Source organism: Bacillus sp. ISL-47, assembly GCF_018613175.1.
In the GTDB taxonomy this organism is placed as follows: domain Bacteria; phylum Bacillota; class Bacilli; order Bacillales; family Cytobacillaceae; genus Cytobacillus.
The window spans coordinates 1-23,897 of record NZ_JAGGQS010000057.1; the positions used below are offsets into that span (position 1 = coordinate 1).

At 43.3% G+C, this 23,897-nt stretch carries 18 protein-coding genes, 20 tRNA genes and 1 rRNA gene; 33 read left to right on the top strand and 6 right to left on the bottom strand.

Going from position 1 to position 23,897, the window contains the following annotated elements; all coding sequences use genetic code 11:
- The first annotated feature begins 144 nt into the window (after nt 1–144).
- From rrf to J7I93_RS19310, 21 genes are all read left to right on the top strand, one after another.
- Nucleotides 145–261: ribosomal RNA gene (gene rrf / locus J7I93_RS19210) — 5S ribosomal RNA — on the top strand.
- A 9-nt stretch (nt 262–270) separates the two neighbouring features.
- Nucleotides 271–346, top strand: a tRNA-Val gene (locus J7I93_RS19215).
- Nucleotides 347–367: 21 nt separating this feature from the next.
- Nucleotides 368–443: transfer RNA gene (locus J7I93_RS19220), tRNA-Thr, on the top strand.
- A gap of 31 nt (nt 444–474) precedes the next feature.
- Nucleotides 475–550: transfer RNA gene (locus J7I93_RS19225), tRNA-Lys, on the top strand.
- A gap of 9 nt (nt 551–559) precedes the next feature.
- A tRNA-Leu gene (locus tag J7I93_RS19230) sits at nt 560–644 on the top strand.
- A 9-nt stretch (nt 645–653) separates the two neighbouring features.
- Nucleotides 654–728: transfer RNA gene (locus J7I93_RS19235), tRNA-Gly, on the top strand.
- Nucleotides 729–735: 7 nt separating this feature from the next.
- A tRNA-Leu gene (locus tag J7I93_RS19240) sits at nt 736–824 on the top strand.
- 16 nt (nt 825–840) lie between these two features.
- Nucleotides 841–917 (top strand) — tRNA-Arg (locus J7I93_RS19245).
- A gap of 6 nt (nt 918–923) precedes the next feature.
- A tRNA-Pro gene (locus tag J7I93_RS19250) sits at nt 924–1,000 on the top strand.
- A 13-nt stretch (nt 1,001–1,013) separates the two neighbouring features.
- Nucleotides 1,014–1,089, top strand: a tRNA-Ala gene (locus J7I93_RS19255).
- Between the two features lie 18 nt (nt 1,090–1,107).
- Nucleotides 1,108–1,184: transfer RNA gene (locus J7I93_RS19260), tRNA-Met, on the top strand.
- A gap of 17 nt (nt 1,185–1,201) precedes the next feature.
- A tRNA-Ile gene (locus tag J7I93_RS19265) sits at nt 1,202–1,278 on the top strand.
- Nucleotides 1,279–1,292: 14 nt separating this feature from the next.
- A tRNA-Ser gene (locus tag J7I93_RS19270) sits at nt 1,293–1,385 on the top strand.
- An 18-nt stretch (nt 1,386–1,403) separates the two neighbouring features.
- A tRNA-Met gene (locus tag J7I93_RS19275) sits at nt 1,404–1,477 on the top strand.
- 3 nt (nt 1,478–1,480) lie between these two features.
- Nucleotides 1,481–1,557, top strand: a tRNA-Asp gene (locus J7I93_RS19280).
- 168 nt (nt 1,558–1,725) lie between these two features.
- A tRNA-Phe gene (locus J7I93_RS19285) sits at nt 1,726–1,801 on the top strand.
- 15 nt (nt 1,802–1,816) lie between these two features.
- Nucleotides 1,817–1,890, top strand: a tRNA-Gly gene (locus J7I93_RS19290).
- Nucleotides 1,891–1,894: 4 nt separating this feature from the next.
- Nucleotides 1,895–1,971 (top strand) — tRNA-Ile (locus J7I93_RS19295).
- A gap of 155 nt (nt 1,972–2,126) precedes the next feature.
- Nucleotides 2,127–2,201, top strand: a tRNA-Asn gene (locus J7I93_RS19300).
- A gap of 5 nt (nt 2,202–2,206) precedes the next feature.
- Nucleotides 2,207–2,297, top strand: a tRNA-Ser gene (locus J7I93_RS19305).
- A gap of 6 nt (nt 2,298–2,303) precedes the next feature.
- Nucleotides 2,304–2,375 (top strand) — tRNA-Glu (locus J7I93_RS19310).
- A 155-nt stretch (nt 2,376–2,530) separates the two neighbouring features.
- On the opposite strand, the gene J7I93_RS19315 is transcribed toward J7I93_RS19310, so the two are convergent.
- The gene (locus J7I93_RS19315; RefSeq protein ID WP_214727638.1) at nt 2,531–2,728 is read right to left on the bottom strand and encodes a hypothetical protein; all 198 of its coding nucleotides are present in this window, start codon (nt 2,726–2,728) and stop codon (nt 2,531–2,533) included.
- Between the two features lie 224 nt (nt 2,729–2,952).
- Between J7I93_RS19315 and glgB the strand changes: the two genes are divergently transcribed.
- The 5 genes from glgB (at nt 2,953) to J7I93_RS19340 (ending at nt 10,930) form a co-directional block, all read left to right on the top strand.
- The gene (glgB, locus tag J7I93_RS19320) at nt 2,953–4,899 is read left to right on the top strand and encodes a 1,4-alpha-glucan branching enzyme (RefSeq protein ID WP_214727639.1); all 1,947 of its coding nucleotides are present in this window, start codon (nt 2,953–2,955) and stop codon (nt 4,897–4,899) included.
- Nucleotides 4,841–5,986 (top strand): glucose-1-phosphate adenylyltransferase, encoded by a 1,146-nt coding sequence (locus tag J7I93_RS19325; protein ID WP_214727641.1) that lies wholly within the window; start codon nt 4,841–4,843, stop codon nt 5,984–5,986. Before glgB ends, J7I93_RS19325 begins: the two co-directional genes overlap by 59 nt.
- A 63-nt stretch (nt 5,987–6,049) precedes the next feature.
- Nucleotides 6,050–7,078 carry a GlgC family sugar phosphate nucleotidyltransferase gene (locus J7I93_RS19330; protein WP_214727642.1) on the top strand — a complete coding sequence of 343 codons (1,029 nt, stop codon included), beginning with the start codon at nt 6,050–6,052 and terminating at the stop codon, nt 7,076–7,078.
- Nucleotides 7,075–8,526, top strand: coding sequence for a glycogen synthase GlgA (gene glgA, locus J7I93_RS19335; RefSeq protein WP_214727644.1), 1,452 nt, complete (start codon nt 7,075–7,077; stop codon nt 8,524–8,526). Before J7I93_RS19330 ends, glgA begins: the two co-directional genes overlap by 4 nt.
- Nucleotides 8,516–10,930 carry a glycogen/starch/alpha-glucan phosphorylase gene (locus J7I93_RS19340; protein ID WP_214727646.1) on the top strand — a complete coding sequence of 805 codons (2,415 nt, stop codon included), beginning with the start codon at nt 8,516–8,518 and terminating at the stop codon, nt 10,928–10,930. Before glgA ends, J7I93_RS19340 begins: the two co-directional genes overlap by 11 nt.
- A 178-nt stretch (nt 10,931–11,108) precedes the next feature.
- On the opposite strand, the gene J7I93_RS19345 is transcribed toward J7I93_RS19340, so the two are convergent.
- A complete protein-coding gene (locus tag J7I93_RS19345) occupies nt 11,109–11,960 on the bottom strand; it encodes a dimethylarginine dimethylaminohydrolase family protein (RefSeq protein ID WP_214727647.1) in 852 nt (283 codons plus the stop codon).
- Between the two features lie 164 nt (nt 11,961–12,124).
- Here J7I93_RS19345 and J7I93_RS19350 point away from each other — a divergent pair, with 164 nt between their 5' ends.
- On the top strand, nt 12,125–12,337 hold the full coding sequence (locus J7I93_RS19350; protein WP_110066403.1) for a hypothetical protein: 213 nt from the start codon (nt 12,125–12,127) through the stop codon (nt 12,335–12,337).
- An 82-nt stretch (nt 12,338–12,419) separates the two neighbouring features.
- Here J7I93_RS19350 and J7I93_RS19355 read toward each other — a convergent pair whose 3' ends face one another.
- A complete protein-coding gene (locus J7I93_RS19355) occupies nt 12,420–13,175 on the bottom strand; it encodes a TraR/DksA C4-type zinc finger protein (RefSeq protein WP_214727649.1) in 756 nt (251 codons plus the stop codon).
- 340 nt (nt 13,176–13,515) lie between these two features.
- Nucleotides 13,516–14,448 (bottom strand): 1,4-dihydroxy-2-naphthoate polyprenyltransferase, encoded by a 933-nt coding sequence (locus J7I93_RS19360; protein WP_214727651.1) that lies wholly within the window; start codon nt 14,446–14,448, stop codon nt 13,516–13,518.
- Between the two features lie 441 nt (nt 14,449–14,889).
- Here J7I93_RS19360 and J7I93_RS19365 point away from each other — a divergent pair, with 441 nt between their 5' ends.
- The 6 genes from J7I93_RS19365 to menC all read left to right on the top strand — a co-directional run bounded on the left by J7I93_RS19365 (nt 14,890) and on the right by menC (nt 22,877).
- Nucleotides 14,890–16,293, top strand: coding sequence for an isochorismate synthase (locus J7I93_RS19365; RefSeq protein WP_214727653.1), 1,404 nt, complete (start codon nt 14,890–14,892; stop codon nt 16,291–16,293).
- Nucleotides 16,293–18,038, top strand: a complete 1,746-nt coding sequence (gene menD / locus J7I93_RS19370) for a 2-succinyl-5-enolpyruvyl-6-hydroxy-3-cyclohexene-1-carboxylic-acid synthase (RefSeq protein WP_214727655.1) — start codon at nt 16,293–16,295, stop codon at nt 18,036–18,038. The genes J7I93_RS19365 and menD overlap by 1 nt, the downstream gene beginning before the upstream one ends.
- A complete protein-coding gene (menH, locus tag J7I93_RS19375; RefSeq protein ID WP_214727657.1) occupies nt 18,039–18,863 on the top strand; it encodes a 2-succinyl-6-hydroxy-2,4-cyclohexadiene-1-carboxylate synthase in 825 nt (274 codons plus the stop codon).
- A 107-nt stretch (nt 18,864–18,970) separates the two neighbouring features.
- Complete coding sequence (menB, locus tag J7I93_RS19380) at nt 18,971–19,792, top strand: 1,4-dihydroxy-2-naphthoyl-CoA synthase (RefSeq protein ID WP_214727659.1); 822 nt, start codon at nt 18,971–18,973, stop codon at nt 19,790–19,792.
- A gap of 488 nt (nt 19,793–20,280) precedes the next feature.
- The gene (locus tag J7I93_RS19385; RefSeq protein ID WP_214727683.1) at nt 20,281–21,765 is read left to right on the top strand and encodes an o-succinylbenzoate--CoA ligase; all 1,485 of its coding nucleotides are present in this window, start codon (nt 20,281–20,283) and stop codon (nt 21,763–21,765) included.
- A 2-nt stretch (nt 21,766–21,767) separates the two neighbouring features.
- Nucleotides 21,768–22,877: an o-succinylbenzoate synthase gene (gene menC / locus J7I93_RS19390; protein ID WP_214727661.1), complete on the top strand. Its 1,110-nt coding sequence runs from the start codon at nt 21,768–21,770 to the stop codon at nt 22,875–22,877.
- A gap of 50 nt (nt 22,878–22,927) precedes the next feature.
- Here the strand turns inward: menC and J7I93_RS19395 are convergent, their stop codons facing one another.
- Both J7I93_RS19395 and J7I93_RS19400 read right to left on the bottom strand, forming a co-directional pair.
- Nucleotides 22,928–23,122, bottom strand: a complete 195-nt coding sequence (locus J7I93_RS19395; RefSeq protein ID WP_214727663.1) for a hypothetical protein — start codon at nt 23,120–23,122, stop codon at nt 22,928–22,930.
- A 502-nt stretch (nt 23,123–23,624) separates the two neighbouring features.
- On the bottom strand, nt 23,625–23,783 hold the full coding sequence (locus J7I93_RS19400) for a DUF1540 domain-containing protein (RefSeq protein WP_214727665.1): 159 nt from the start codon (nt 23,781–23,783) through the stop codon (nt 23,625–23,627).
- Nucleotides 23,784–23,897: the final 114 nt, after the last annotated feature.

A 23,897-nucleotide genomic window follows, 5' to 3' on the forward strand; every position in this document is an offset into this window, starting at 1 on the left:
CGATCGAGGACTTAACCAAGTCATTGGTGTTACTCGGCAATTCTTCTTCATTCATTATCTAGTTTTGAGGGAACGAAAAATATTAAATTTCCTCTTGAAAAATCTTAAAAAGACGGTATAATAAAACTTGTCTTTGAAAAATAGTCTGGTGGCGATAGCGAGAAGGTCACACCCGTTCCCATACCGAACACGGAAGTTAAGCTTCTCAGCGCCGATGGTAGTTGGGGGCTGTCCCCCTGTGAGAGTAGGACGCTGCCGGGCTTTAATAATGGAGGATTAGCTCAGCTGGGAGAGCATCTGCCTTACAAGCAGAGGGTCGGCGGTTCGATCCCGTCATCCTCCACCATTAAATTTAAATGTACAAGCTGCCGGTGTAGCTCAATTGGTAGAGCAACTGACTTGTAATCAGTAGGTTGGGGGTTCAAGTCCTCTCGCCGGCACCATTTTCTCTTAAATCTCTTCGAGATTTTTTATGAGCCATTAGCTCAGTCGGTAGAGCATCTGACTTTTAATCAGAGGGTCGAAGGTTCGAGTCCTTCATGGCTCACCATTTAAATATGCGGGTGTGGCGGAATTGGCAGACGCACCAGACTTAGGATCTGGCGCCGCAAGGCGTGGGGGTTCGACTCCCTTCACCCGCACCATTTATTTTTGCGGAAGTAGTTCAGTGGTAGAACATCACCTTGCCAAGGTGGGGGTCGCGGGTTCGAATCCCGTCTTCCGCTCCATTTAATTGCCGGGGTGGCGGAACTGGCAGACGCACAGGACTTAAAATCCTGCGGTAGGTGACTACCGTACCGGTTCGATTCCGGTCCTCGGCACCAGTTGAATTGTAAATATGCGCCCGTAGCTCAATTGGATAGAGCGTTTGACTACGGATCAAAAGGTTAGGGGTTCGACTCCTCTCGGGCGCGCCATATAAACGGGGAGTAGCTCAGCTTGGTAGAGCACTTGGTTTGGGACCAAGGGGTCGCAGGTTCGAATCCTGTCTTCCCGACCACTAGTTACTAAATGGGGCCTTAGCTCAGCTGGGAGAGCGCCTGCTTTGCACGCAGGAGGTCAGCGGTTCGATCCCGCTAGGCTCCACCATAAATATCATATCAATTTGGCGGTGTAGCTCAGCTGGCTAGAGCGTACGGTTCATACCCGTGAGGTCGGGGGTTCGATCCCCTCCGCCGCTACCATTTTTAAAAACGAAGCTGGACCTTTAGCTCAGCTGGTTAGAGCAGACGGCTCATAACCGTCCGGTCGTAGGTTCGAGTCCTACAAGGTCCACCATTTTCACTTTATACGGAGGAATACCCAAGTCCGGCTGAAGGGATCGGTCTTGAAAACCGACAGGCGGGTCAAACCGCGCAGGGGTTCGAATCCCCTTTCCTCCTCCATTATTTTAATATTATTGTCGCGGGGTGGAGCAGTCCGGTAGCTCGTCGGGCTCATAACCCGAAGGTCGCAGGTTCAAATCCTGCCCCCGCAATCTGGTCCGGTAGTTCAGTTGGTTAGAATGCCTGCCTGTCACGCAGGAGGTCGCGGGTTCGAGTCCCGTCCGGACCGCCATTCTTTTTTAAATAGCTTTATGGCTCAGTAGCTCAGTCGGTAGAGGATTTTAAAAGAATGCAGCTACGAAGCATTAACATCCCTGAATGGCATGCTTTTAAAATCTGCAACAAAGAACGCAGTGCTTTGGAGCACATGTCTCAAGCTTTAGGATTACTAATTTTATATGGCTCAGTAGCTCAGTCGGTAGAGCAAAGGACTGAAAATCCTTGTGTCGGCGGTTCGATTCCGTCCTGAGCCACCATTTATACAAACTAATGCGGGTGTAGTTTAGTGGTAAAACCTCAGCCTTCCAAGCTGATGATGAGGGTTCGATTCCCTTCACCCGCTCCAAAATGGGCCTATAGCTCAGCTGGTTAGAGCGCACGCCTGATAAGCGTGAGGTCGATGGTTCGAGTCCATTTAGGCCCACCATTTTGATTGTTCCGCAGTAGCTCAGTGGTAGAGCAACGAGCATAAGCTTCAAGAATTTGCTTCGAGTTGTACTCATCGAGCCACTCCTTGAATGAACCTCCTGAGATGAGGACATTCGGCTAAGCTTATCAAAGTTTAGGGATATATACTAATGTTCCGCAGTAGCTCAGTGGTAGAGCATTCGGCTGTTAACCGAACGGTCGTAGGTTCGAATCCTACCTGCGGAGCCATATATGGGGAAGTACTCAAGTGGCTGAAGAGGCGCCCCTGCTAAGGGTGTAGGTCGGGCAACCGGCGCGAGGGTTCAAATCCCTCCTTCTCCGCCATATATTGGCCCCTTGGTCAAGCGGTTAAGACACCGCCCTTTCACGGCGGTAACACGGGTTCGAATCCCGTAGGGGTCATACAAAAAAGCTGTCAACATCATGTTGACAGCTTTTTTGTTGTCCTTTTTCTTTCGTCTGTGTTAAAGCTTAACACTTATTTTAGCACCTGTGTATTGGAGCAGTGCTTAACGGCAAGGCTAACACTCCCTTTGTTTAAAAGTGTGTTTTACCTCCTAATCAAACTTCTCTTCCTTCTCACTCAGCTTATTCCCTGGGTTATTCAAATCAATTTCCGAATAAATCCCTGTGTATGGTCCTCTGAACATATCTCCTGTGGCCAGGATTTTTCCATCAGGTGCTTCAAATAGTGGAATCTTCACTTGGTCTTTATTTGCCTCGTTTACTAAAAATTCCTCTTCTTTATTACTCAAAATATTATTCTCCCTTCATTTTTTGCTTGCATAGTTTGTGTTATTTTGTCTAAGTTTGTTCCAGATTATGTCGAAGGCTGCTGAATAAAGTAAAAACGTTCCGGTTTTTAGCGCATTTTGAACGTTACTGTCATAAAATTAAAAAAACTTTTACAAGGATTTTTTCTTCCTTGCACGAATATAAAAGGAAAGTCATAAGAATTTGAGACTGGGTGGGGAGAAGGATGCTAGTGGATACTTTGTTTCCAACCGATTATCAGCTGCATTTGTTCCATGAAGGAACATTTTTTGAGAGCCATCAGTTATTTGGTGCTCATGTAGTTGAGGAAGATGGAAGAGTTTTTACCTGTTTTTGTGTTTGGGCACCGAATGCTGAAATTGTCAGATTAGTCGGTGATTTCAATGATTGGAATGGAGAAGGCTATACCTTACATAGAGTGAATAATGAAGGTGTTTGGTTTATTCAGCTGGATGAAGACATGCAGGGTGCCTTGTATAAGTATGAAATTAAAACAAAGGAAGGAATTGTTTTACTAAAGTCAGATCCGTACAGCTTCCATTCAGAGGTCAGACCCAATACGGCTTCTATTGTGTATTCATTGGAAGGCTATCAATGGAATGATAGCAAATGGATGCAGAAAAAGGAGAAGAAGAAGATTTATTCAGAGCCTGCTGTTATTTATGAGGTGCATTTGGGGTCCTGGAAAAAGAAAGAAGATGGCAGCCTGCTTTCTTACACGGAGCTTGCAGATGAACTGATTCCTTATGCAGTGGAGCATGGCTTTACCCATATTGAACTGCTTCCTGTCATTGAGCATCCGCTCGACGCCTCCTGGGGCTATCAGGGAACGGGCTATTATTCGGCAACAAGCAGATATGGGACTCCGCATGAGCTTATGTATTTTGTTGACCAGTGCCACCAGCATGGGATTGCTGTGATACTGGACTGGGTTCCAGGGCATTTTTGCAAGGATGCCCATGGCCTTTATCAGTTTGACGGAACCTATTTGTATGAGTACGAGACTGAAGGAGACAGAGAAAATCGTGTTTGGGGAACAGCCAATTTTGATCTTGGCAAAAATGAAGTGCAAAGCTTTCTTATCTCCAATGCTGTTTTTTGGATGGAAAACTATCATATTGATGGCTTCCGGGTTGATGCGGTTGCAAATATCATTTATTGGCCAAACCGGAACGGAGAAAAGGAGAATCCATTTGGTGTCCGTTTTCTGCAGAACTTAAATAAAGCTGTCTCTCAATATGATCCCTCGTTTTTGATGATGGCAGAAGATTCAACAGATTGGCCACAGGTGACTTCACCGGTCCATTATGGCGGGCTAGGCTTTCATTACAAGTGGAATATGGGCTGGATGAATGACGTGCTTACATATATGGAAACAGCGCCTGATAAGCGCTCCGCCGTTCATGGGAAAATGACGTTTTCCCTTTTGTACGCTTTTACGGAGAACTTTGTTCTTCCGCTTTCCCATGATGAAGTTGTTCATGGGAAAAAATCGCTGCTCGATAAGATGCCGGGTGATTACTGGCAGAAATTTGCCCAGTTCAGGCTGCTTCTTGGCTATATGATTGCACATCCTGGAAAGAAGCTTCTTTTTATGGGGAGCGAACTTGGACAGTTCTCTGAATGGAAGGATAAAGAACAGCTTGATTGGCACTTGCTCGATTATGAGATGCATAAAAAAGCAAATGACTATGTGAAAGAGCTGATAAAGGTTTATAAACGCTCTAAGCCGCTATATGAGCTGGATCATCTGCAAGATGGTTTTGAATGGATTGATGTTAATAATTCAAGCCAGTCCATCTTTTCCTTTATCAGAAAAGGAGCAAAAGAGGATGATTTCCTTGTCATTGTCTGCAATTTTACACCTGCTTTATATCACGATTACCGTGTTGGTGTTCCAAATCAAGGTTCATACCGGGAAGTCTTTAATAGTGACAGTGAAAGCTATGGAGGCTCCAATTGTATTAATAAAAAAGTGCTTAAGACAGAGGAAAAAGAGTTTCATGGAAAACCATTCAGCATGAAAATGTCTATTCCGCCATTTGGCATTTCAATTTTGCGTCCAGTAAAACATCGGAAGGAGAGGAAGGGAAATGGGAAAGAAAAAGTGCGTAGCCATGCTGTTAGCAGGGGGGAAAGGGAGCAGGCTTAGTTCGCTGACGAAGAGTCTTGCAAAGCCGGCTGTCCCCTTTGGAGGGAAGTATCGGATTATTGATTTTACATTAAGCAATTGTACGAATTCCGGCATTGATACAGTAGGTGTTCTAACTCAATATCAGCCGCTTGTGCTAAATTCTTATATTGGCATTGGAAGTGCATGGGATCTGGATAGAAAAAATGGCGGGGTGACTGTGCTGCCGCCTTACAGTGAATCCTCGGAAGTCAAGTGGTATACAGGAACAGCAAGCGCTATTTATCAGAACCTAAACTATCTGAAGCAATATGATCCTGAATATGTCCTCATTTTATCAGGTGACCACATTTATAAAATGAATTACGAGCTGATGCTGGAATACCATATTGAAAAAGGCGCGGATGCAACGATTTCGGTCATTGAAGTGCCTTGGCCTGAGGCAAGCAGGTTCGGCATCATGAACACGAGTGAAGATATGAGGGTCGCTGAATTTGATGAGAAACCAGCTTTTCCTAAAAATAATCTCGCATCGATGGGAATATATATCTTTAATTGGTCTGTTTTAAAGGAATATTTGGAAATGGACGACCGGAATCCTGAATCAAACCATGACTTTGGCAAGGATATTATTCCTCTTATGCTTGACGAAAATAAAAAGCTGTTTGCGTATCCATTCAATGGATACTGGAAGGACGTTGGAACAGTTAAAAGCCTGTGGGAAGCAAATATGGATTTGCTGGATGATGAATGCGAGTTGAATCTTTTCGATCATGACTGGAGAATTTATTCTGTTAATCCAAATCATCCGCCACAATATATTTCACCTGAAGCAGAGGTAGCGGAATCATTGATTAATGAAGGCTGTACCATTGAAGGGGAAGTTGAAAAATCAGTCCTGTTCCAGGGAGTGCTGGTTGGGAAAGGATCTGTCATCCGGGAATCCGTAATCATGCCTGATGCAGTAATAGGCAAGAATGTCTACATTGAGAAGGCGATTGTGCCAAGCGGAATGAAGGTACCTGATGGGTTTGTGATCAGTGCATCGGAAGATATAGATGAAATTATCTTAATCACTCAGGAAATGATACAGGGAATTTGTTCGTAACTAATAGATATATGCCTGGATGCCGGAAACGGCTTCTTGACCAACTTTTCGGGAGGGAATTTCATGAAGAATAGAATGCTTGGTGTGATAGACGCAACAACCTACCATGAAGAATTAGAGGAATTGACAGTGCACAGGTCGCTCGCAGCTGTTCCCTTTGCCGGCCGTTACAGGCTAATTGATTTTGTCTTATCCAATATGGTGAATTCGGACATAGAAAGTGTCGCTATCTTTCCGAAGTATCAATACCGATCTTTAATGGATCATCTAGGTTCAGGAAAGAACTGGGATCTAAACAGGAAAAGGGATGGCCTATTCTTTTTTCCGTCCCCGCTGCTGGATAGCCCGAGCAAGGGAATTGGTTCATTTAATCATTTTGCCGCCAACTTGGATTACTTTTACCGAAGCAAGCAAGAGTATGCTTTGATCTCCAATTGCTTTACCGTTTTTAATATGGATTTTAGGCCGGTTCTGGAGAGGCATATAAATACAGGGTGCGACATTACAGTCGTACGCCAGGATGGTCGCTCGCTTGAAATGTATCTGGTTAAAACTTCATTGCTTATCAATTTAATAGAAACGAGAAATGAAACTGGGTACACTTGCATGAGCGATGTGGTTACAGATATCCACCATTCCTACACGATATGCAATTATGAATATACCGGCTTGGCCGTTATGATTGATTCAATCGATGCTTATTTTGCTGCAAGTATGGGTCTTTTGGAGCCTCAAGCCTGGAAAATGATCTTTAAGCGCAGCCAGCCGGTTTATACGAAAGTAAAGGATGAACCACCAACCCGTTATATAAAAGGAGCCAGCGCTCATAATTCCATGATCGCAAATGGATGCATGATTGAAGGGGTGGTCGAAAACAGTATCATTTCCAGAGGCGTCAAAATCGGCAAAGGCTCGGTAGTGAAAAATTGTATTATTATGCAAAAATCGCAAATCGGTGAAAACTGTGTTTTAGACTCAGTTATTTTAGATAAAGATGTTAAGGTAGAATCCGGTGCCAAGATAGAGGGTACACATAATATGCCTCTAGTTATCCGGAAAGGTACCATACAAGGAGCGCTGATGAACTCGTGAAAGTATTGTTTGCTGTTTCTGAATGTGTTCCATTTGTTAAATCCGGCGGACTTGCAGATGTAGCTGGTTCTCTCCCAAAGGAGCTGGCTAAGCAGGGCACCGATGTCCGGGTGATCCTTCCCAAATATGGTTCCATTTCAGAGGATTTTAAAGAAAAAATGTCGAGAAAATGCGAGTTTACAGTACAGGTGGGATGGAGAAACCAGTATTGCGGAATTGAAGAGCTGGAATATCAGGGAATAACATTTTATTTTATTGACAATGAGTATTATTTTAACCGTGAAAATTTATATGGCTATTTTGATGACGGGGAGAGATTTGCGTATTTTAACCGGGCTGTACTCGATGCGCTTCATCATATCGATTTCTATCCGGACGTTATTCACAGCCATGACTGGCATACAGGAATGGTTCCCTTTCTGCTGCGGGTTGAATACCGTGCGAAAAAAGGCTATGAATTCATCCGCACAGTATTTACCATCCATAATTTGCAGTTTCAGGGGATTATGCCGCAGGGGGCTTTAGGGGATTTATTAGGGTTGGACTATAGCCATTTCCACCCCGACAAGCTTGAGTTCTTCGGTAATATCAATTTTATGAAGGGCGGAATCGTTGCTGCTGATAAAATCACAACAGTGAGCCCAACGTATAAGGATGAGATTCAAACAGAGTATTACGGTGAAAAGCTGCATGATTTGTTAAAGCGGAGATCCTCAGATCTCGAAGGAATTTTAAATGGGATTGATGATGAATTTTATCATCCTGGCAAAGATCCTTTTATTTATAAAACATATTCCCTTGAGAAATTAGAATCTAAGAAAGCAAATAAAAAGCACCTGCAAGAGAAATTCGGCCTGCCTGTGAAAGAAGATATCCCTCTAATTGCCATGGTTACAAGGCTGACAAAGCAAAAGGGCTTAGATCTTGTTAAATGTGTATTCCATGACCTAATGCAGGAGGATGTTCAAGTTTTGGTTCTTGGAACAGGGGATCCTGAGTTTGAGCAGTTTTTTAGGGAAATGGAAGCCAGTTACCCTGCTAAGTGCAAAGCGTATATCGGATTTGATGAGGGACTTGCACATAAAATTTATGCTGGTTCTGATTTATTCTTAATGCCTTCTCAATTTGAGCCTTGCGGATTGGGGCAGATGATTGCGATGAAATATGGCTCGATTCCGATTGTCAGGGAAACAGGCGGATTAAATGATACCGTACAGGCCTTTAGCGAATTTACAGGAGAAGGAAACGGTTTTTCCTTCAGCAACTTTAATGCCCATGATATGCTGTACACCATTCGAAGAGCAGTTGGATTTTACGGTGACAGCCAGATGTGGGTGCAAATTATGAAAAATGCCATGGGAATGGATAACAGCTGGGCGCAATCTGCATTTAAATATAATCAGCTTTATGCAGGTCTTGTCTCAAGGAGTGAAAGCCATGTTTTCTGATCGGGACGAATTCAAAGAGGAATTCCTGAAGAAGCTGGAGATGACCTGTGGGAAAAGCTTTGGCGAAAGCACGGAGAGAGACCACTATTTTACTCTCGGCAATATGATTAGGGAGCATGTCAGTACAGAGTGGATTAACACCAATGAACGATACCGCATCGACCGGGAAAAGCAGGTATATTACCTGTCCATTGAGTTTTTACTGGGGCGCCTGCTTCACCATAATTTAATCAACTTAGGAATCGAAGAGGTTGTCAAGGATGGCCTGGCTGATTTAGGGATTGACCTGAACCGCTTGGAGGAAATTGAAGCGGATGCCGGACTCGGCAATGGCGGGCTTGGACGTTTGGCAGCCTGTTTTATGGATTCGCTGGCTTCGTTAAATTTGCCGGGACATGGCTGCGGGATCCGTTATAAGCATGGTTTATTTGAACAAAAGATTGTGGACGGCTATCAGGTGGAGCTTCCAGAGCAATGGCTGCGAAACGGCCATGTTTGGGAGGTTAGAAAAGCGGACCTTGCGATTGAGATTCCATTCTGGGGCAAGGTGGAAACTGCGGAGGAAGACGGGCGGCTAGTATTTCGCCATGTAAATGCCGAGACCATCTCTGCTGTTCCATACGATATGCCTGTTGTAGGCTATAAGACAGATACGATTAATACACTTAGGCTTTGGAATGCAGAACCGTCTCCGTATCCTGTTAACCATGATATTCTAAAATACAAGCGCGAAACTGAATCGGTATCCGAGTTTTTGTATCCGGATGATACTCATGATGAAGGGAAAATTTTGCGTTTAAAGCAGCAGTATTTTCTGGTGTCGGCCAGCATCCGCTCAATTGTACGTTCCTACCGAAAGCAGCATAATAGTTTAAGAGATTTTCATGAGTATGTCAGCATTCATATCAATGATACTCACCCCGTCCTGGCCATTCCCGAGCTGATGCGTATTTTACTTGATGAAGAGGGCTTGGGCTGGGAAGAGGCCTGGAATATTACCGTTAATACGATTGCTTATACGAATCATACGACTCTTTCAGAGGCTTTGGAGAAGTGGCCTATCCGCATTTTCCAGCCTTTGCTGCCGCGCATTTATATGATTGTAAATGAAATAAACGAGCGCTTCTGCCGCCAGCTTTGGGAACAGTATCCCGGTGACTGGAAGAGAATTGAGGATATGGCCATCATAGCGCATGATCAGGTTAAAATGGCTCACCTTGCCCTTGTTGGCAGCTCAAGCGTAAATGGAGTAGCGGCTTTGCATACAGAGATCTTAAAAAAGCGGGAAATGAATCAGTTTTATGAAATTTTTCCAGATAAATTCAATAATAAAACAAATGGAATCACCCATAGAAGATGGCTGCTTAAAGCCAACCCGCTATTGTCAGATCTCATTTCCGAAAGCATTGGGGCCGGCTGGGTTCGTGATCCTGAAAAGCTTAGTGAATTAGCAGATTTTAAGAATGACAGAGTTTTTCTCGAGCAATTGCACCAGATTAAACAAAGGAATAAGGAAAGACTGGCAAAGCGAATTGAGGAGCAGAATGGCATTATTGTAGATACTTCCTCCATTTTTGATATTCAGGTAAAGCGGCTGCATGCTTACAAGCGCCAGCTTTTAAATATTCTGCATGTTATGCATTTATATAACAGGCTAAAGGAAGACTCTAATTTTCGCATGCATCCCCGGACCTTTATTTTTGGAGCAAAGGCATCCCCGGGCTATTATTATGCAAAAAAGATTATTAAATTAATTAATACCGTTGCTGAAAAGGTAAATCATGATCCATATACAAAGGATCAGCTAAAAGTGGTCTTTTTAGAAAATTACCGGGTCTCTCTTGCGGAAGAAATTTTCCCTGCTGCTGATATTAGTGAGCAAATCTCAACTGCAAGCAAGGAAGCGTCCGGAACGGGTAATATGAAATTTATGATGAATGGTGCCTTGACAGTAGGAACGCTGGATGGAGCCAATATTGAAATAAAAGAAAAAGCGGGAGATGAAAATATTTTTATCTTCGGGCTAACAGCGGATGAGGTATTAAGCTATTATCAAAATGGCGGATATAACTCCAGAGAATATTTTCATCATGATAAACGAATCCGCCAGGTGGTCGATCAGCTTACGAACGGCTTTTTTCCTGAAGTGGATGATGAATTCGAACCGATTTTTGATTCCCTGCTGATGGAAAATGACCAGTATTTTGTATTAAGAGATTTCGCTTCTTACGTGAATATTCAAAAAGAGGCGGGAAAAGCTTATGAAGACAGAAACCGCTGGCTAAAAATGAGCTTAATGAATATCGCTGGCTCAGGCTATTTTTCAAGCGACCGCACGATCAGCGAGTATGCGCGGGAGATTTGGAATATCAAGCCTGCAGGTATTGAACTAATGAATAAATAGGTGTTGAGCAGCAGCCCTTCCGGAGGTGGAAGGGCTGTTTTTTTTATCGTTCTGATTAACTACCAAAATAACCTGGTGCAAACGTCGTTAATAAACAAGGTTACTCCAAAAAGTCTCCAAGCTCACCACAAAAAATAACAAAATAAAAGGCACCCACAGGGAGCCCTAGAACATTATATTATGATCCCTTGCCTCGCCTAACCGGCATCGTACAGCAGCGGAAGGCTCCGCCGGATTTGATGATCTCGGTTATGTCTACTTCGATAACTTCATAACCTCTTGCGCGGAGCTCTTTATTTACATTTTTATTGACAGGAAGGCTGAAGATTTTTTTATTGCCGATGGAGAGGACGTTAGTTCCGAGTGTAAACTGTTCATCTTCTGATACTCTTATCAGATCATACCGGGACTCAAGCATTTTGACTTTTTCCCCATGGATTTCTCCTGGAAAAATAAGGGCTTCTTCTGGTGAAATAATATTAAAGACACAATCCAGGTGGAGGTATGTATCCGTAAAAGGAATGGATATGATCTCATATTCAGGAAGGAGGCTTCGCAAATGTTCGATTGCTTCTTCAAAAGTCCGGTTGCTCACACCAACATAGATCGTTTTCCCATCAATGAGGACATCTCCCCCCTCAATCCGGTCTCCAGTTAAATTGTAAAAAGGGATTTGCTGCTGTTCCAGCCATTGTTTTAGGACGTTTTCTTCCCCTTGACGGATATCAGCAGCCATTTCGGCTACATATACCTTTTCGCCAAGAGTAAAGCCAATATCCCTGGTAAACACCTGTTCCGGGTATTTTTCAAGAGGAGGAAGCAGCACCACATCGACCCCCTGTTCCTTTAATGCACTGACAAAGTGCCTGTGCTGCTTCATCGCCCGTTCAATATCGATGCCTTCTTTTTTATAATGCTTTTGTGTTTCATTAATAGTATCTAAAATGGTCATATATTGCGGTTCACATAATACGACTTGCTCAAGCTTGTCATATTCGGAAAAACATTCGGCTTTATTTTGTAATGACATAATAGGCCTCCCACCAAGTTATTCTTAAAATAATATTTCCAACGGAAGGCCGTTTTACTCTATTGAACGAAGCAGCGACTCAGTATTAGCAATAATTGCCACTTTAAAAAAGGTTTAAAAACCCTGATAATGAAATCAATAGATATTAAGGGGGAAGCTGTTAAATGTACCAAATCGAGAAGGGATCTATGGAAGAAGTTTTGCTGCATCTTCAGAATATTGGACTGCAACTAAATGAATTCGAAAAGACAAATGAATCCATTCCGGTGAAAAATTATAAAGAACTGCTGGAATTCAGCATCTCCATTGCACGCCGTACAAATGATGTTTCTGATACGATTGATGAGATTATCCAGGATATTGAATCCAAGCTTTAAATACAAAAGCATATATAGGTAATCTTATTTTGCCAATTGACATATAAAAAGCGATGCTCCCTCAGCGGGGCATCGCTTTTATTTACTCTTTATCGTCATCTACATAGCCGTCTGTTTCATGATATGGAACATCCCCATAAGATGCTTCGATATCATTCTCATCGAGCATTGCTTCGTACTCTTCCTGCTTTTTGGAAGGGTAGATTTTTCTTTGCTTGCCTTCCATGTCATTTCCGACAAAGGTTTCATAATCCTCAGTAAAGCCTTCATCATCATGTCCTTCATTATAAAGGGAGTTATAGTCTTCGTAGTCCCCCCTTAAGTCTGAAGGAGTCTCGGAAGTACCGAAGCGGGCAACCTCCTGAAAGCTATCCTCGTTGTCGACAACTTCTCTGAATTGATGATGCTGAAATGTATTGCCGTGTGCAGGTTCAAGAACATCTTCCTCCACAGGGCGGTCTCCCGGCACATTCTGCTCCGGGCTATGCTCTTTACAGTAAAGAGTTGCAGGAAGTACTTCAAGTCGTTCGTATGGAATTTCAGTTCCGCACTCTTTGCATTTTCCGTAAGAGCCGTCCTCGATTGCCTTCAGTGCAGCATTAACTTTATTCAATTCGGAATCATGGTGCTCTTCTAAAGCGAAATCCTTTTCGCGTTCATAAAGTTCAGAGCCCATATCAGCGGGGTGGTTGTCATAAAGGGACAGTTCCCCCACTGTATCTCTGGCACTCGCACTTTCCAGGATTCCTTCTTTATTGCCTTGAAGCTGAGCTTCCAGTGATCTTTTTTCATCGTTCAATTCCTTTTTTAAGCTGCTGATTTGTTCATTGCTCAACATAATATGTCACATCCTTCTCAGATTGGTATCATGGTGTCTTTACAAATGTTTTATAAATAGGCCGAGCTAGCTATTCAGCTTCTAAATCCCGAGCTGAAGCTTGTCCGAACGCTCGTGCCGCGCCGATTTAAAATACATAAAACATAGTCCATATGGGTTTAGTATGGACGTTATTGGCAAAATCATAACGGAAGAAAGTCTTCATTGTATAAGGCAGGGCGAATATTCTTCCTTGAATAAAAAATACCCGTTATTGACGAAGCGAAACCTGGATGGCGTTTTCTGTTGTTTTTTTCCAAACAAAAAACCCCTGCTTTAAGAAGCAGAGGTTAAAGTAATTTTATAAGAAGTAGCCAAGGAACAGGCCTACTGATAATAAAAATCCAAAGATGGTATTTGTCTGTGCCGTAGCCTTCATGGCAGGCATCATCTGCAATGGCAGTGTTTTGCCGATAAATCCTTTTGTTGCTTTAACAGCTTTTGGAGCACTAATAACGACAATGGCAAGCCATGGAGAAATGATGTTCATGGCGATTAAGGCAAATACCCATGCATATGACACAATAAACATTCCGGCCAGCAGGTTAATTGCGCCTTTTTTTCCTAATAAAATCGCCAGCGTTTTACGGCCAAATTCTTTATCTCCATCCAAGTCCCTGATATTGTTGGCCAGCAGGATCGCACCAACAAGAATCAGAATTGGGAAGGAAACGAGGATGCTTCTAGAAGTCACTGTTCCCGTTTGGATGTAAAATGAAATAAGGATGATCAGCATACCCATAAAAAACCCGGCAAATAACTCGCCAAACGGTGTGTAGGCAATTGGCAGTGGACCGCCTGTGTACAAATATCCGACTGCCATGGAAGCCAGCCCGATAACCGCTATCCACCAGCTGGTACTCATGCAAATATAAAAGCCAAGCAGTATGGCAATACCATATAAACCAAATGCCAGGTTTAATACAGTTTGTGGTTTAATCCCTTCACGAACGATCGCTCCGCCAATTCCGACTGATTCTTCTGTGTCCAGTCCCCGTTTATAATCGTAATATTCATTAAACATATTGGTAGCAGCCTGGATTAGGAGGCTTGCTGCGAGCATGGCAAAAAATAATCCGAAGTGAATTTCTGTCATTTCCATTGCTAAAGCCGTTCCAAGCAGAACCGGAACGAAACCGGCTGTAAGAGTGTGAGGTCTTGTCAACTGCCACCAAACTCTCCAGTTCCTTGAATTGGAGGCAGGCGGAAAACTGGTCTGCGTTTGTGGTTGCATTATAACTCTCCCCTTGTTTAATCTATATTCTGTAATGTAAGGTTTTATTGCTTCAATCAAACTTGTTTATTTTAACCGATTCCCAGGGTATTGTCAAAGAAATACTTCATATGGAAATCATGAACCAACTTAAGTGTAGGTAAAGATTAAAGGGGTGTCAACGTATTTTTCCCGTAAACGGAGGCGGTATTTTCCATCTAAAAGGGGAAGATTAAAGTTAGTCTTTCGAGAATTCCTTGGGCTAAGGAGAAGCATCGCTTTCCATTGGCTTAAAATGAGCGTATTTCATATACCCGAGCCTAAAGTAAGCTATAATATAATATGGATATAAAAAGGATTGCAGTGATTGACATCATTGACATTCTCCAATCCTGAGGTGTATCTTAGAATAAGTTTAAAGTAGGATAATGGCCATTCTGGGCTGTTATTGGAGGGATTTTTTTGGTTACGATACAAGATACGGAACTAAAAGAAGGGATCCAAGAGGCGATCGAGCGGGCAAAGGCCTTATCGAAGCCTGTTTTAGTGAGTGAAGTTCAAAAAATAAATCATATAGACCCCCTTTCTTTTTATGCGGCAGGAAAGAGCCGTTTTTTTGGTGAACGTTTTTTCTGGAAGGATCCTTCTGGTGAAGTTTACATTATCGGTCTCGGTGTATGCAAACAAATTCAGTCAGATCAAAGTGCTGGGCGATTTGATCGTGTTGAAAAGGAATGGAAGCGTTTTATAGATGATAGTATTGTTTTCAATCCATATACCGGAAATGCAGTAGGTCCCGTTATGTTTGGCGGCTTTTCTTTTGATCCATTAAAAGAGAAAACAAAGCTATGGTCGAAGTATTCTGATTCCCTCTTTCATGTACCTACCTTTATGTATAGTGAAGTTAAGGGACAGACTTTTTTAACAACCAATGTTGTTTGTACCCAGCATGATGACCTTTCTCTTTTCGAAAAGGTTGGCGCTGAACGCGCAGCAGTATTGACCTCTATAGAGAGTCATTTGCCGGAGCCGGGAAATGTCCTGCTTAAGGAAGCGGATATCGATCCGGAAAAGTGGATGAATACGGTTGAAGATATTGTTGAGGAATTAAAAACAGGTTCTTTAAAAAAGGTTGTGCTTGCACGGGAATCCAGGCTCGTATTTGAAAAGCCGATTGAGATTGAACATGTGCTTACAAATCTAATGAAGCTTCAAAAAGAGAGCTTTATCTTTGCTTTTGAATCAAATGGAGATTGCTTTATTGGGGCATCTCCAGAACGGCTGATCAAAAAATACGGTGAAAGAGTGTTTACCACTTGCCTGGCAGGATCCATTCCAAGAGGTAAAACAGAAGAGGATGACCATATTCTTGGTGATGCCTTATTAAGTGATCAAAAGAACCTGACCGAGCACCAATATGTGGTGGACATGATTAAAGAAGCGATGGAGGAATCCTGTACAGAAGTTGAGCTTCCGGATAAGCCGCAGCTGATGAAAATGAGAGACATTCAGCATCTTTACACCCCTGTTATTGGAAAAACAAGGGATGACGCATCTCTATTAGCTTTAGTAGACCGCCTGCACCCAACTCCTGCTCTTGGTGGACTGCCTAAAAATGAAGCCGTAGAAAAAATAAGAGAGGTAGAAGAACTGGATCGGGGCTTTTACGCCGCTCCACTAGGATGGCTGGACTTTAAAGGGAATGGTGAGTATGCTGTTGCCATCAGATCAGGTTTGATTCAGGGTAATGAGGCATCTATTTTTGCCGGCTGTGGAGTAGTTCAGGATTCAAATGCCGAAAGCGAATACCAGGAAACAAAGATTAAGTTCCGTCCAATGCTTACGGCTCTTGGGGGTAATAAATAATGAATCATCAGGAAGCGTTAACTTTATATATTGCCGCTTTTGTTGCGGAATTGGTAAAAAGCGGGGTAGAGGATGTCGTGGTCAGTCCCGGCTCCCGTTCTACCCCGATGGCTATGGTGATGGCAGAGCATCCTGAGCTTCGTGTGCATATCCATGTAGACGAACGCTCAGCTGCCTTTTTTGCGTTGGGAATCGCTAAGGCTTCCCAAAAACCAGCCGCTTTGCTATGTACATCCGGTACTGCGGCTGCCAATTATTACCCTGCCATCGTAGAAGCCAATTATTCAAGAGTTCCACTGGTGGTCTTGACTGCCGACCGGCCCCACGAGTTAAGGGATGTAGGTGCGCCACAGGCAATCGATCAAATTCATTTATACGGAAAAAATGTTAAGTGGTTCGTTGAAATGGCACCTCCGGAAAATACAGCAGAAATGCTGCGCTATGCCCGAACTGTATGTGCAAGGGCGGCTTCAATGGCACAGCGCTCCCCTGCAGGCCCGGTTCATCTCAACTTTCCATTCAGAGAACCATTGGTGCCGCAGCTCGATCGAAAAGATTTATTTGAACTGAATGAGCGCGAAGATGGTTTTGTAAACATTAAAACAGGTCAGCTTGGCCTTCGGGAAGATGAGTACAGGGAAATAGCGGAGAGCTTAAACACAACCAGCAGAGGCATAATCGTATGCGGCCCTCTGGAAAAAGTTGGTTTCCCTGACGCTGTCATTCAGCTTGCGGAGAAACTCAACTTCCCTATTATTGCTGACCCGCTATCTCAACTAAGAAGCGGTATGCATGATGGCTGCTGGATTATTGATACATATGATAGCTTTTTGAAAAATGAAGACACAAAGAAGGCCCTTAAGCCTGAAGTTATTATTCGCTTTGGTGCAATGCCTGTGTCAAAGCCTTTGACAATCTTTATGAAAGAAAACAGTGATGCCCGCCAATTGATTGTTGATGGCGGCGGCGGCTGGCGTGATCCGGCATTGCTTTCCACTGAGATGATACATTGTGATGAAACACTATTTTGTAAGTCGCTTACTCCTTCTTTAAATGCCGGCAAGGATGATCAGTTTTTTTCTTTGTGGAAGGAAATCAATCAGATAACCCGGTCCAGATTGGCTGATATAAATAAAGTGGAAGACCTAAGTGAAGGGAAGCTATTTTACCAGCTATCCGAAATGCTTCCTGAAGGCTCCACACTTTTTGTTGGCAATAGTATGCCGATTCGGGATTTGGACACGTTTTTCCATTTCAATGAAAAGAATATAAGAGTGATGGCGAACAGAGGTACCAACGGAATAGATGGTACCGTATCAACAGCCCTTGGTGCTGGCACCTTGTCACAGCCGCTGTATCTCGTTCTTGGCGATCTTACGTTCTTTCATGATTTAAATGGATTAATTGCATCAAAGCTCTATGGAATAGATATCAATATTTTATTGATCAATAACAATGGCGGCGGCATCTTTTCATTCCTTCCGCAAGCGAACCATCCAAAGAACTTCGAAAAACTGTTTGGAACACCGCTTGATCTGGAATTTGGACATGCGATCACCATGTACGGCGGGCAATATGATTTGATTTCTGATTGGGAACATTTTATTTCCACATTCAAACGGAACACTGATGCAAAGGGCATAAAGGTTATGGAGATTACGACAAATCGGGACAAAAACCTGACTGAGCATCGAGATTTGTGGGATTCTGTTTCCCGGGAAATAAGTCGATTGCTTGAGAGGTGAATGCCGGTGAATTATGTCATAAAAGGGGTCCGCTATCATGTCGATACTTGGGGCAATGGGTTTCCGCTACTCCTATTGCACGGTTTTACTGGAAACGGAGAGAGCTGGAAAGAGTTTGAATCCTTCTGGAAGGATCATTCCACAGCCATTGCTTTAGACATTATCGGTCATGGCAACACGGAATCACCAGCTGATATTGCCCAATATGGAATGGAGGAATCTGCAGACGCGATTAATCATCTTTTAGAAAAAATGGGGATTGAGAAGATTGATATCCTGGGCTACTCAATGGGCGGGCGACTCGCACTCACGTTTGCCATTAAATATCCCCAAAAGGTACGGAAGCTAATCCTGGAAAGCGCCTCTCCAGGGCTTCGTACAGAGGATGAGAGAAAAGCCAGGCGTCTTCAGGATGAGAAATTGGCTGAAAAAATCAGAGAAGAAGGAATCTCCAGGTTTGTTGAGTTTTGGGAGAACATTCCTTTGTTTGAAAGCCAAAAAAAACTCCCATATGATATTCGCGGAGGAATAAGAAAGCAGCGTTTGGATAATTCTATTGAGGGCCTGGCCAACAGCCTAAAAGGGATGGGGACGGGCTCCCAGCCATCCTGGTGGGAGCAGCTTTCAAATGTTGAATCCCCTGTCCTTTTAATCACTGGCAGTATAGACAAAAAGTTTTGCAGGATTGCCGGCGAAATGTCGAAGATCCTCCCAAATGGCCAATGGATATCAGTTGAAGATGCCGGACATGCAATTCATGTGGAGAAACCTGAAAAATTTGGTACAATAGTAAGTGGGTTTTTGTCGCAAACCGTTGAAAACTGATTGACAAGATGGAAAGCCTGCATTTATAAGCAGGAAACCTGTCACATAATGCAGAAGAAGGATGCGGCAAAAAACGCGAATTTTTAATACATAAGGAGGATTCATGTATGTCAGCAGTAGAATGGATTGCAGGAAAACAATACGAAGAAATTTTATATGAAACATACAATGGAATTGCCAAGATTACGATTAATAGACCGCAAGTCCACAATGCATTTACACCGAGAACCGTAATGGAATTGATTGATGCGTTTGCTTACGCGCGTGATGATGAAAATGTCGGTGTCATCGTCCTAACTGGTGCCGGAGACAAAGCGTTTTGTTCAGGCGGAGACCAGTCTGTAAGGGGACATGGCGGATATGTAGGCGATGACCAGATCCCTCGTTTAAATGTTCTTGATCTGCAGCGCTTAATCCGTGTAATTCCTAAGCCTGTTATTGCAATGGTAAAAGGCTATGCGATCGGAGGAGGACATGTTCTTCATATCGTATGTGATTTAACCATTGCTGCCGATAACGCTGTGTTCGGACAAACCGGCCCTAAGGTTGGAAGCTTTGATGCGGGATATGGTTCAGGTTATCTTGCAAGGATCGTCGGACATAAGAAAGCACGCGAAATTTGGTATCTGTGCCGCCAGTATGGCGCTCAGGAAGCTTTGGATATGGGTCTTGTCAATACAGTTGTGCCATTGGATAAAGTGGAAGAGGAAACAATTCAGTGGTGTGAAGAGATTCTTGAAAAGAGCCCAACAGCTATCCGCTTCTTGAAGGCTGCCTTCAATGCTGACACTGATGGACTTGCAGGAATCCAGCAATTTGCCGGTGATGCAACACTTCTTTACTATACAACTGACGAGGCTAAAGAAGGCCGCGACGCGTTCAAAGAAAAGCGTAAGCCGGATTTCGGCCAGTTCCCTCGTTTCCCTTGATTTGAAAGGTTATAAAAAAAGGTTCTTTGAACTTTGATAACTGTCTAGCGCCAGGCGACATCGGCTCGAGGTCATAAGCCAATCCGTCTAAAAGGTTAAAGAACCTTTCAGCCGGCTTGTCTTATGCTGGTCGCCGATAGGCCGGCACCTTGCGCTTTTCTTAAACAGCTTGATGGCTTGTCCCATCAGGCTGTTTTTATATAGGCTCTGTTAAAGCTTTTTTTTTGCACCCTGTTGATTGGAGCGGAAGGCACGAGATCCTCAAAAATGCTAGCGCATTTTCTTCGTGCGGTGTTTATTCGTGGAAGCTTATTCAATGTCCTGCTGGAGTGCGGATCAAAGGGAGACCCCGCAGGAGCAAAGGGACGAGGAGCGTCGTACCGCCCGCGGAAAGGGAGTGCCTCGTGCTGAAATCAACAGGCAAATTTAACAGAGCCTTTATATAAAAGAGATGAAGCTTACTTTTACATAAAAAAGGGGTGTTTATGATGGAAACGCAGATAATGCCTAACTTTCTTCTTAAAAGATTTTTTTTAACCCCCGAACGCCCTGCCATTCATTTTTCAGGCAAAACCTATTCCTTTTCAGAAGTATATAAACGGGCTTATACCATTGCCGGGCAGTTGCAGGCAGCGGGGTTAAGGAGCGGACAATATACCGGGGTGCTGCTCCGGAATCATGCTGATACAGCTTTTATTCTAATGGCGTTACAGCTGATTAACGTAAAAGCAGTCATATTAAATAACAGGCTGACAGCAAAGGAATTGATATGGCAGGTGAATGATTCCCAATCAGCCTACCTGTTAACTGAAAATGCCTTTGAAGAGGTAAGTCAAAATATCACCGATTCCGCAACAGCTGTATCTGCCATTATTAAGGAAAATTTATTTGACTCTTCTTACACCGATCCTGAAATTGTAGAAGAGATTAGCCTTGATGAGGTATGCACGGTTATGTATACGTCCGGTACAACGGGAAATCCAAAAGGTGTCCTGCAAACTTACGGAAACCACTGGTGGAGTGCGATTGGTTCTGCACTGAATCTGGGGTTAAGTGAAAACGATAGCTGGCTCTGCATGGTTCCCCTCTTTCATATTAGCGGGTACTCCATTCTCATGCGCAGCATTATATATGGCATGAAAATGGTGCTTTTTGAATCATTTGATGAGAAAAAAGCCATTGAAGCAATTCATAGCGAAAAAGTTACCATTATGTCTGTTGTCAGTACGATGCTAACAAGGATAGCGGATGACCTTCAAGATAAAAAGCTTCCGGATTATTTCAGGTGCATGCTTTTAGGTGGAGGCCCTGCAGCAAAAACCTTGCTTGAGGTTTGCAGGGGGAAAGATATTCCTGTGTATCAAACATACGGGATGACGGAAACCTCTTCACAGATTGTCACACTGGCTCCGGAGTACAGCTTTAGCAAACTCGGATCTGCCGGAAAGCCCCTGTTTCCCTCTCAGCTTTATATTGCTGCTGCAGATGGGGGAATCGCAAAGCCTGAGGAAGCAGGAGAAATCTTAGTGAAAGGCCCAAATGTAACGAAGGGGTACTTAAATCGTGAAGATGAAACGGTGAGGAAAATTAATGACGGCTGGCTTTCTACTGGAGATATCGGCTATATGGACTCAGAAGGATTCTTATATGTCCTCGACCGGCGATCTGACTTGATTATTTCTGGCGGTGAAAATATTTATCCTGCCGAAATCGAAGGGGTGTTAGTTTCTCATCCGGGCATAGTTGATGCAGGTGTTATTGGCGTTAAGGACGAGGTTTGGGGGGAAGTCCCTGTTGCCTTTGTTGCCGGAGATAGGCTGGATAAAGAGGAAATCATACAATATTGCTTGGGGAAGCTTGCAAAGTATAAGGTTCCAAAAAGAGTATTGCACATTGATGAAATTCCAAGAAATGCGTCTAAGAAGATTTTAAGAAGAAAGCTCCGGGATTTACTTGAGGATAGCGGTAAATAGACATGGATATAAAATCAATTACATTATATAAAATAAAAATGCCTATGAGGACTCCTTTTTCCACCCATTTGGGTACAGTGGAAGACCGAGAAGGGATCATGGTTGAAGTGAAGGATAAAGAGGGCCGGAAAGGCTATGGGGAAGGAGTAGCATTCTCGTCGCCATGGTATACCGAGGAAACGGTCGAAACGAGCTTTCATATGCTGAGAGATTTTCTTATTCCGTTATTGAGGAAGTCGACAGACTTAACCCATCCATCAGAGACTGGCCCTTTATTTGATACTTTTAAAAGAAACCGTATGGCGAAGGCTGCTTTGGAAACGGCCTTGTGGGATTTAGCTGCTAAGAAGGAAGAAGTTCCACTGTCTCAATTTATTGGGGGAACTCAAAAGTGGATTCCATCCGGTGTGGTTGTTGGTGCCAAAACAAAGGAAGAAGTACGAAGACAAATCGAGTCTTACCTCGAGGATGGCTATCAAAGGGTGAAAATTAAAATCAGCCCTGATAATGACTTTGAGTTTATTTCGGATATTCGCCGTCATTTTCCGAAGCTGCCCTTGATGGCAGATGCAAATTCAGCTTACACACTGGATCATATTGACCATTTAAAGAGGCTTGATGATTTCGGGCTGCTGATGATCGAACAGCCGCTGGAACACGATGATATAGTTGACCATGCCAAATTGCAGAAAGAGCTAAAAACACCGATTTGCCTGGATGAAAGCATTGTGACGTTTAATGATGCCCGGCGAGCGATTGAATTGGGCAGCTGCAAAGTGATCAATATTAAAATCGGCCGGGTAGGCGGAATGGGCACAGCCAAGAAAATTCATGACTACTGTCTCGAAAAGGGGATACAAGTCTGGTGCGGAGGGATGCTGGAGTTTGGCATCTCCAGAGCGCATAACATCGCACTTGCTTCTATGGAAGGTTTTACGATACCTGGTGATATTTCAGCCTCGAGCCGCTATTGGGAGGAGGACATTGTTTTTCCTGAAGTGACGGTGGAAAATGGAATGATAGAGGTCCCTACCAAGCCTGGTATTGGCTTTGAGATTAATGAGAAGAGATTAAAGGAAGTCTTAGTTTCAAAGGAAACCTTTGCGTTTTAGGCAGCAAAAAGTAGTTCTGCTTTAGTGGCGGAACTGCTTTTTTCATATGGCTAAGTGAAGTAATAAATATAGACAGCCAGGGCTGCAACAGATAGAAGAATAGCAATGATATAAATATAGGTCAGGTTCGCGGTGTTTTTCTTAGTGGCACTGGAATAGCCTTCATCGCTTTTTCCTGTTAATAATAGTGTAAAAATGACTGCAGCAATAAGAATTATGATGACAAGAGCAATGGCGAAGGTCAATATAGACACCTACTTTTATTATTTTCTATCTTTATTATAGTGTTAATAATAGCATTGTTAATGCTTTATTTATTGCGGTTTTGTGAACTTGCATCTCAGTACTGTATTTTTTAGCTTGAGAGAGGTAAATTTGCAAAAAAATAAGACGCTTCCGCAGCGTCTTTTATCCTAAAAATTATTGAGTAATTTCGTCTTTACTAAATGAATCCTCTTTAATCGCAAAGGAGCTTAATCCAGCAGCAGCGGCGAACGCAGCTCCAAGCATGATAACTGTTGATAACATATGTATCACTCCTGTAAGTTGTTGTTATTCAATACATTCCCCGTTATGTATGTCTTAAACATTATATTTTAAAAAATACTAAGCTTTACCGAAAAAAAAGCGATGCCGGTATAGTACCTGGCACCGCTTTATTATTGTCACCTGGAAGACATTATAAAAATGCTTACACTATGGCACGCCTGTGTTCGACAAAATTCGGGCGGTGCCTGTCACCATCTCTTAAAGGTCGTGCGGTTCGAAGGTTTTGCAGTCTGTTTCGCGCGTATTATCGGCTGTTTCGCCCGTATGGCTGACTACATAGATTTTATCAGCGCTGCAGTGGTTGCCGTTTGCCCAGAATGTACAGTTATTTACTTCGCATAAAACGTCTTTAGCCATTACCTATCACTCCTTAGCAGATTTGCGACCAAACCGAATTCGACAAAATTCGGGCGGTACCTGGTACCAGGGTCTTCTTTATTTTCTGCAGGGTGCGGCCATTAAGTCGTGGCA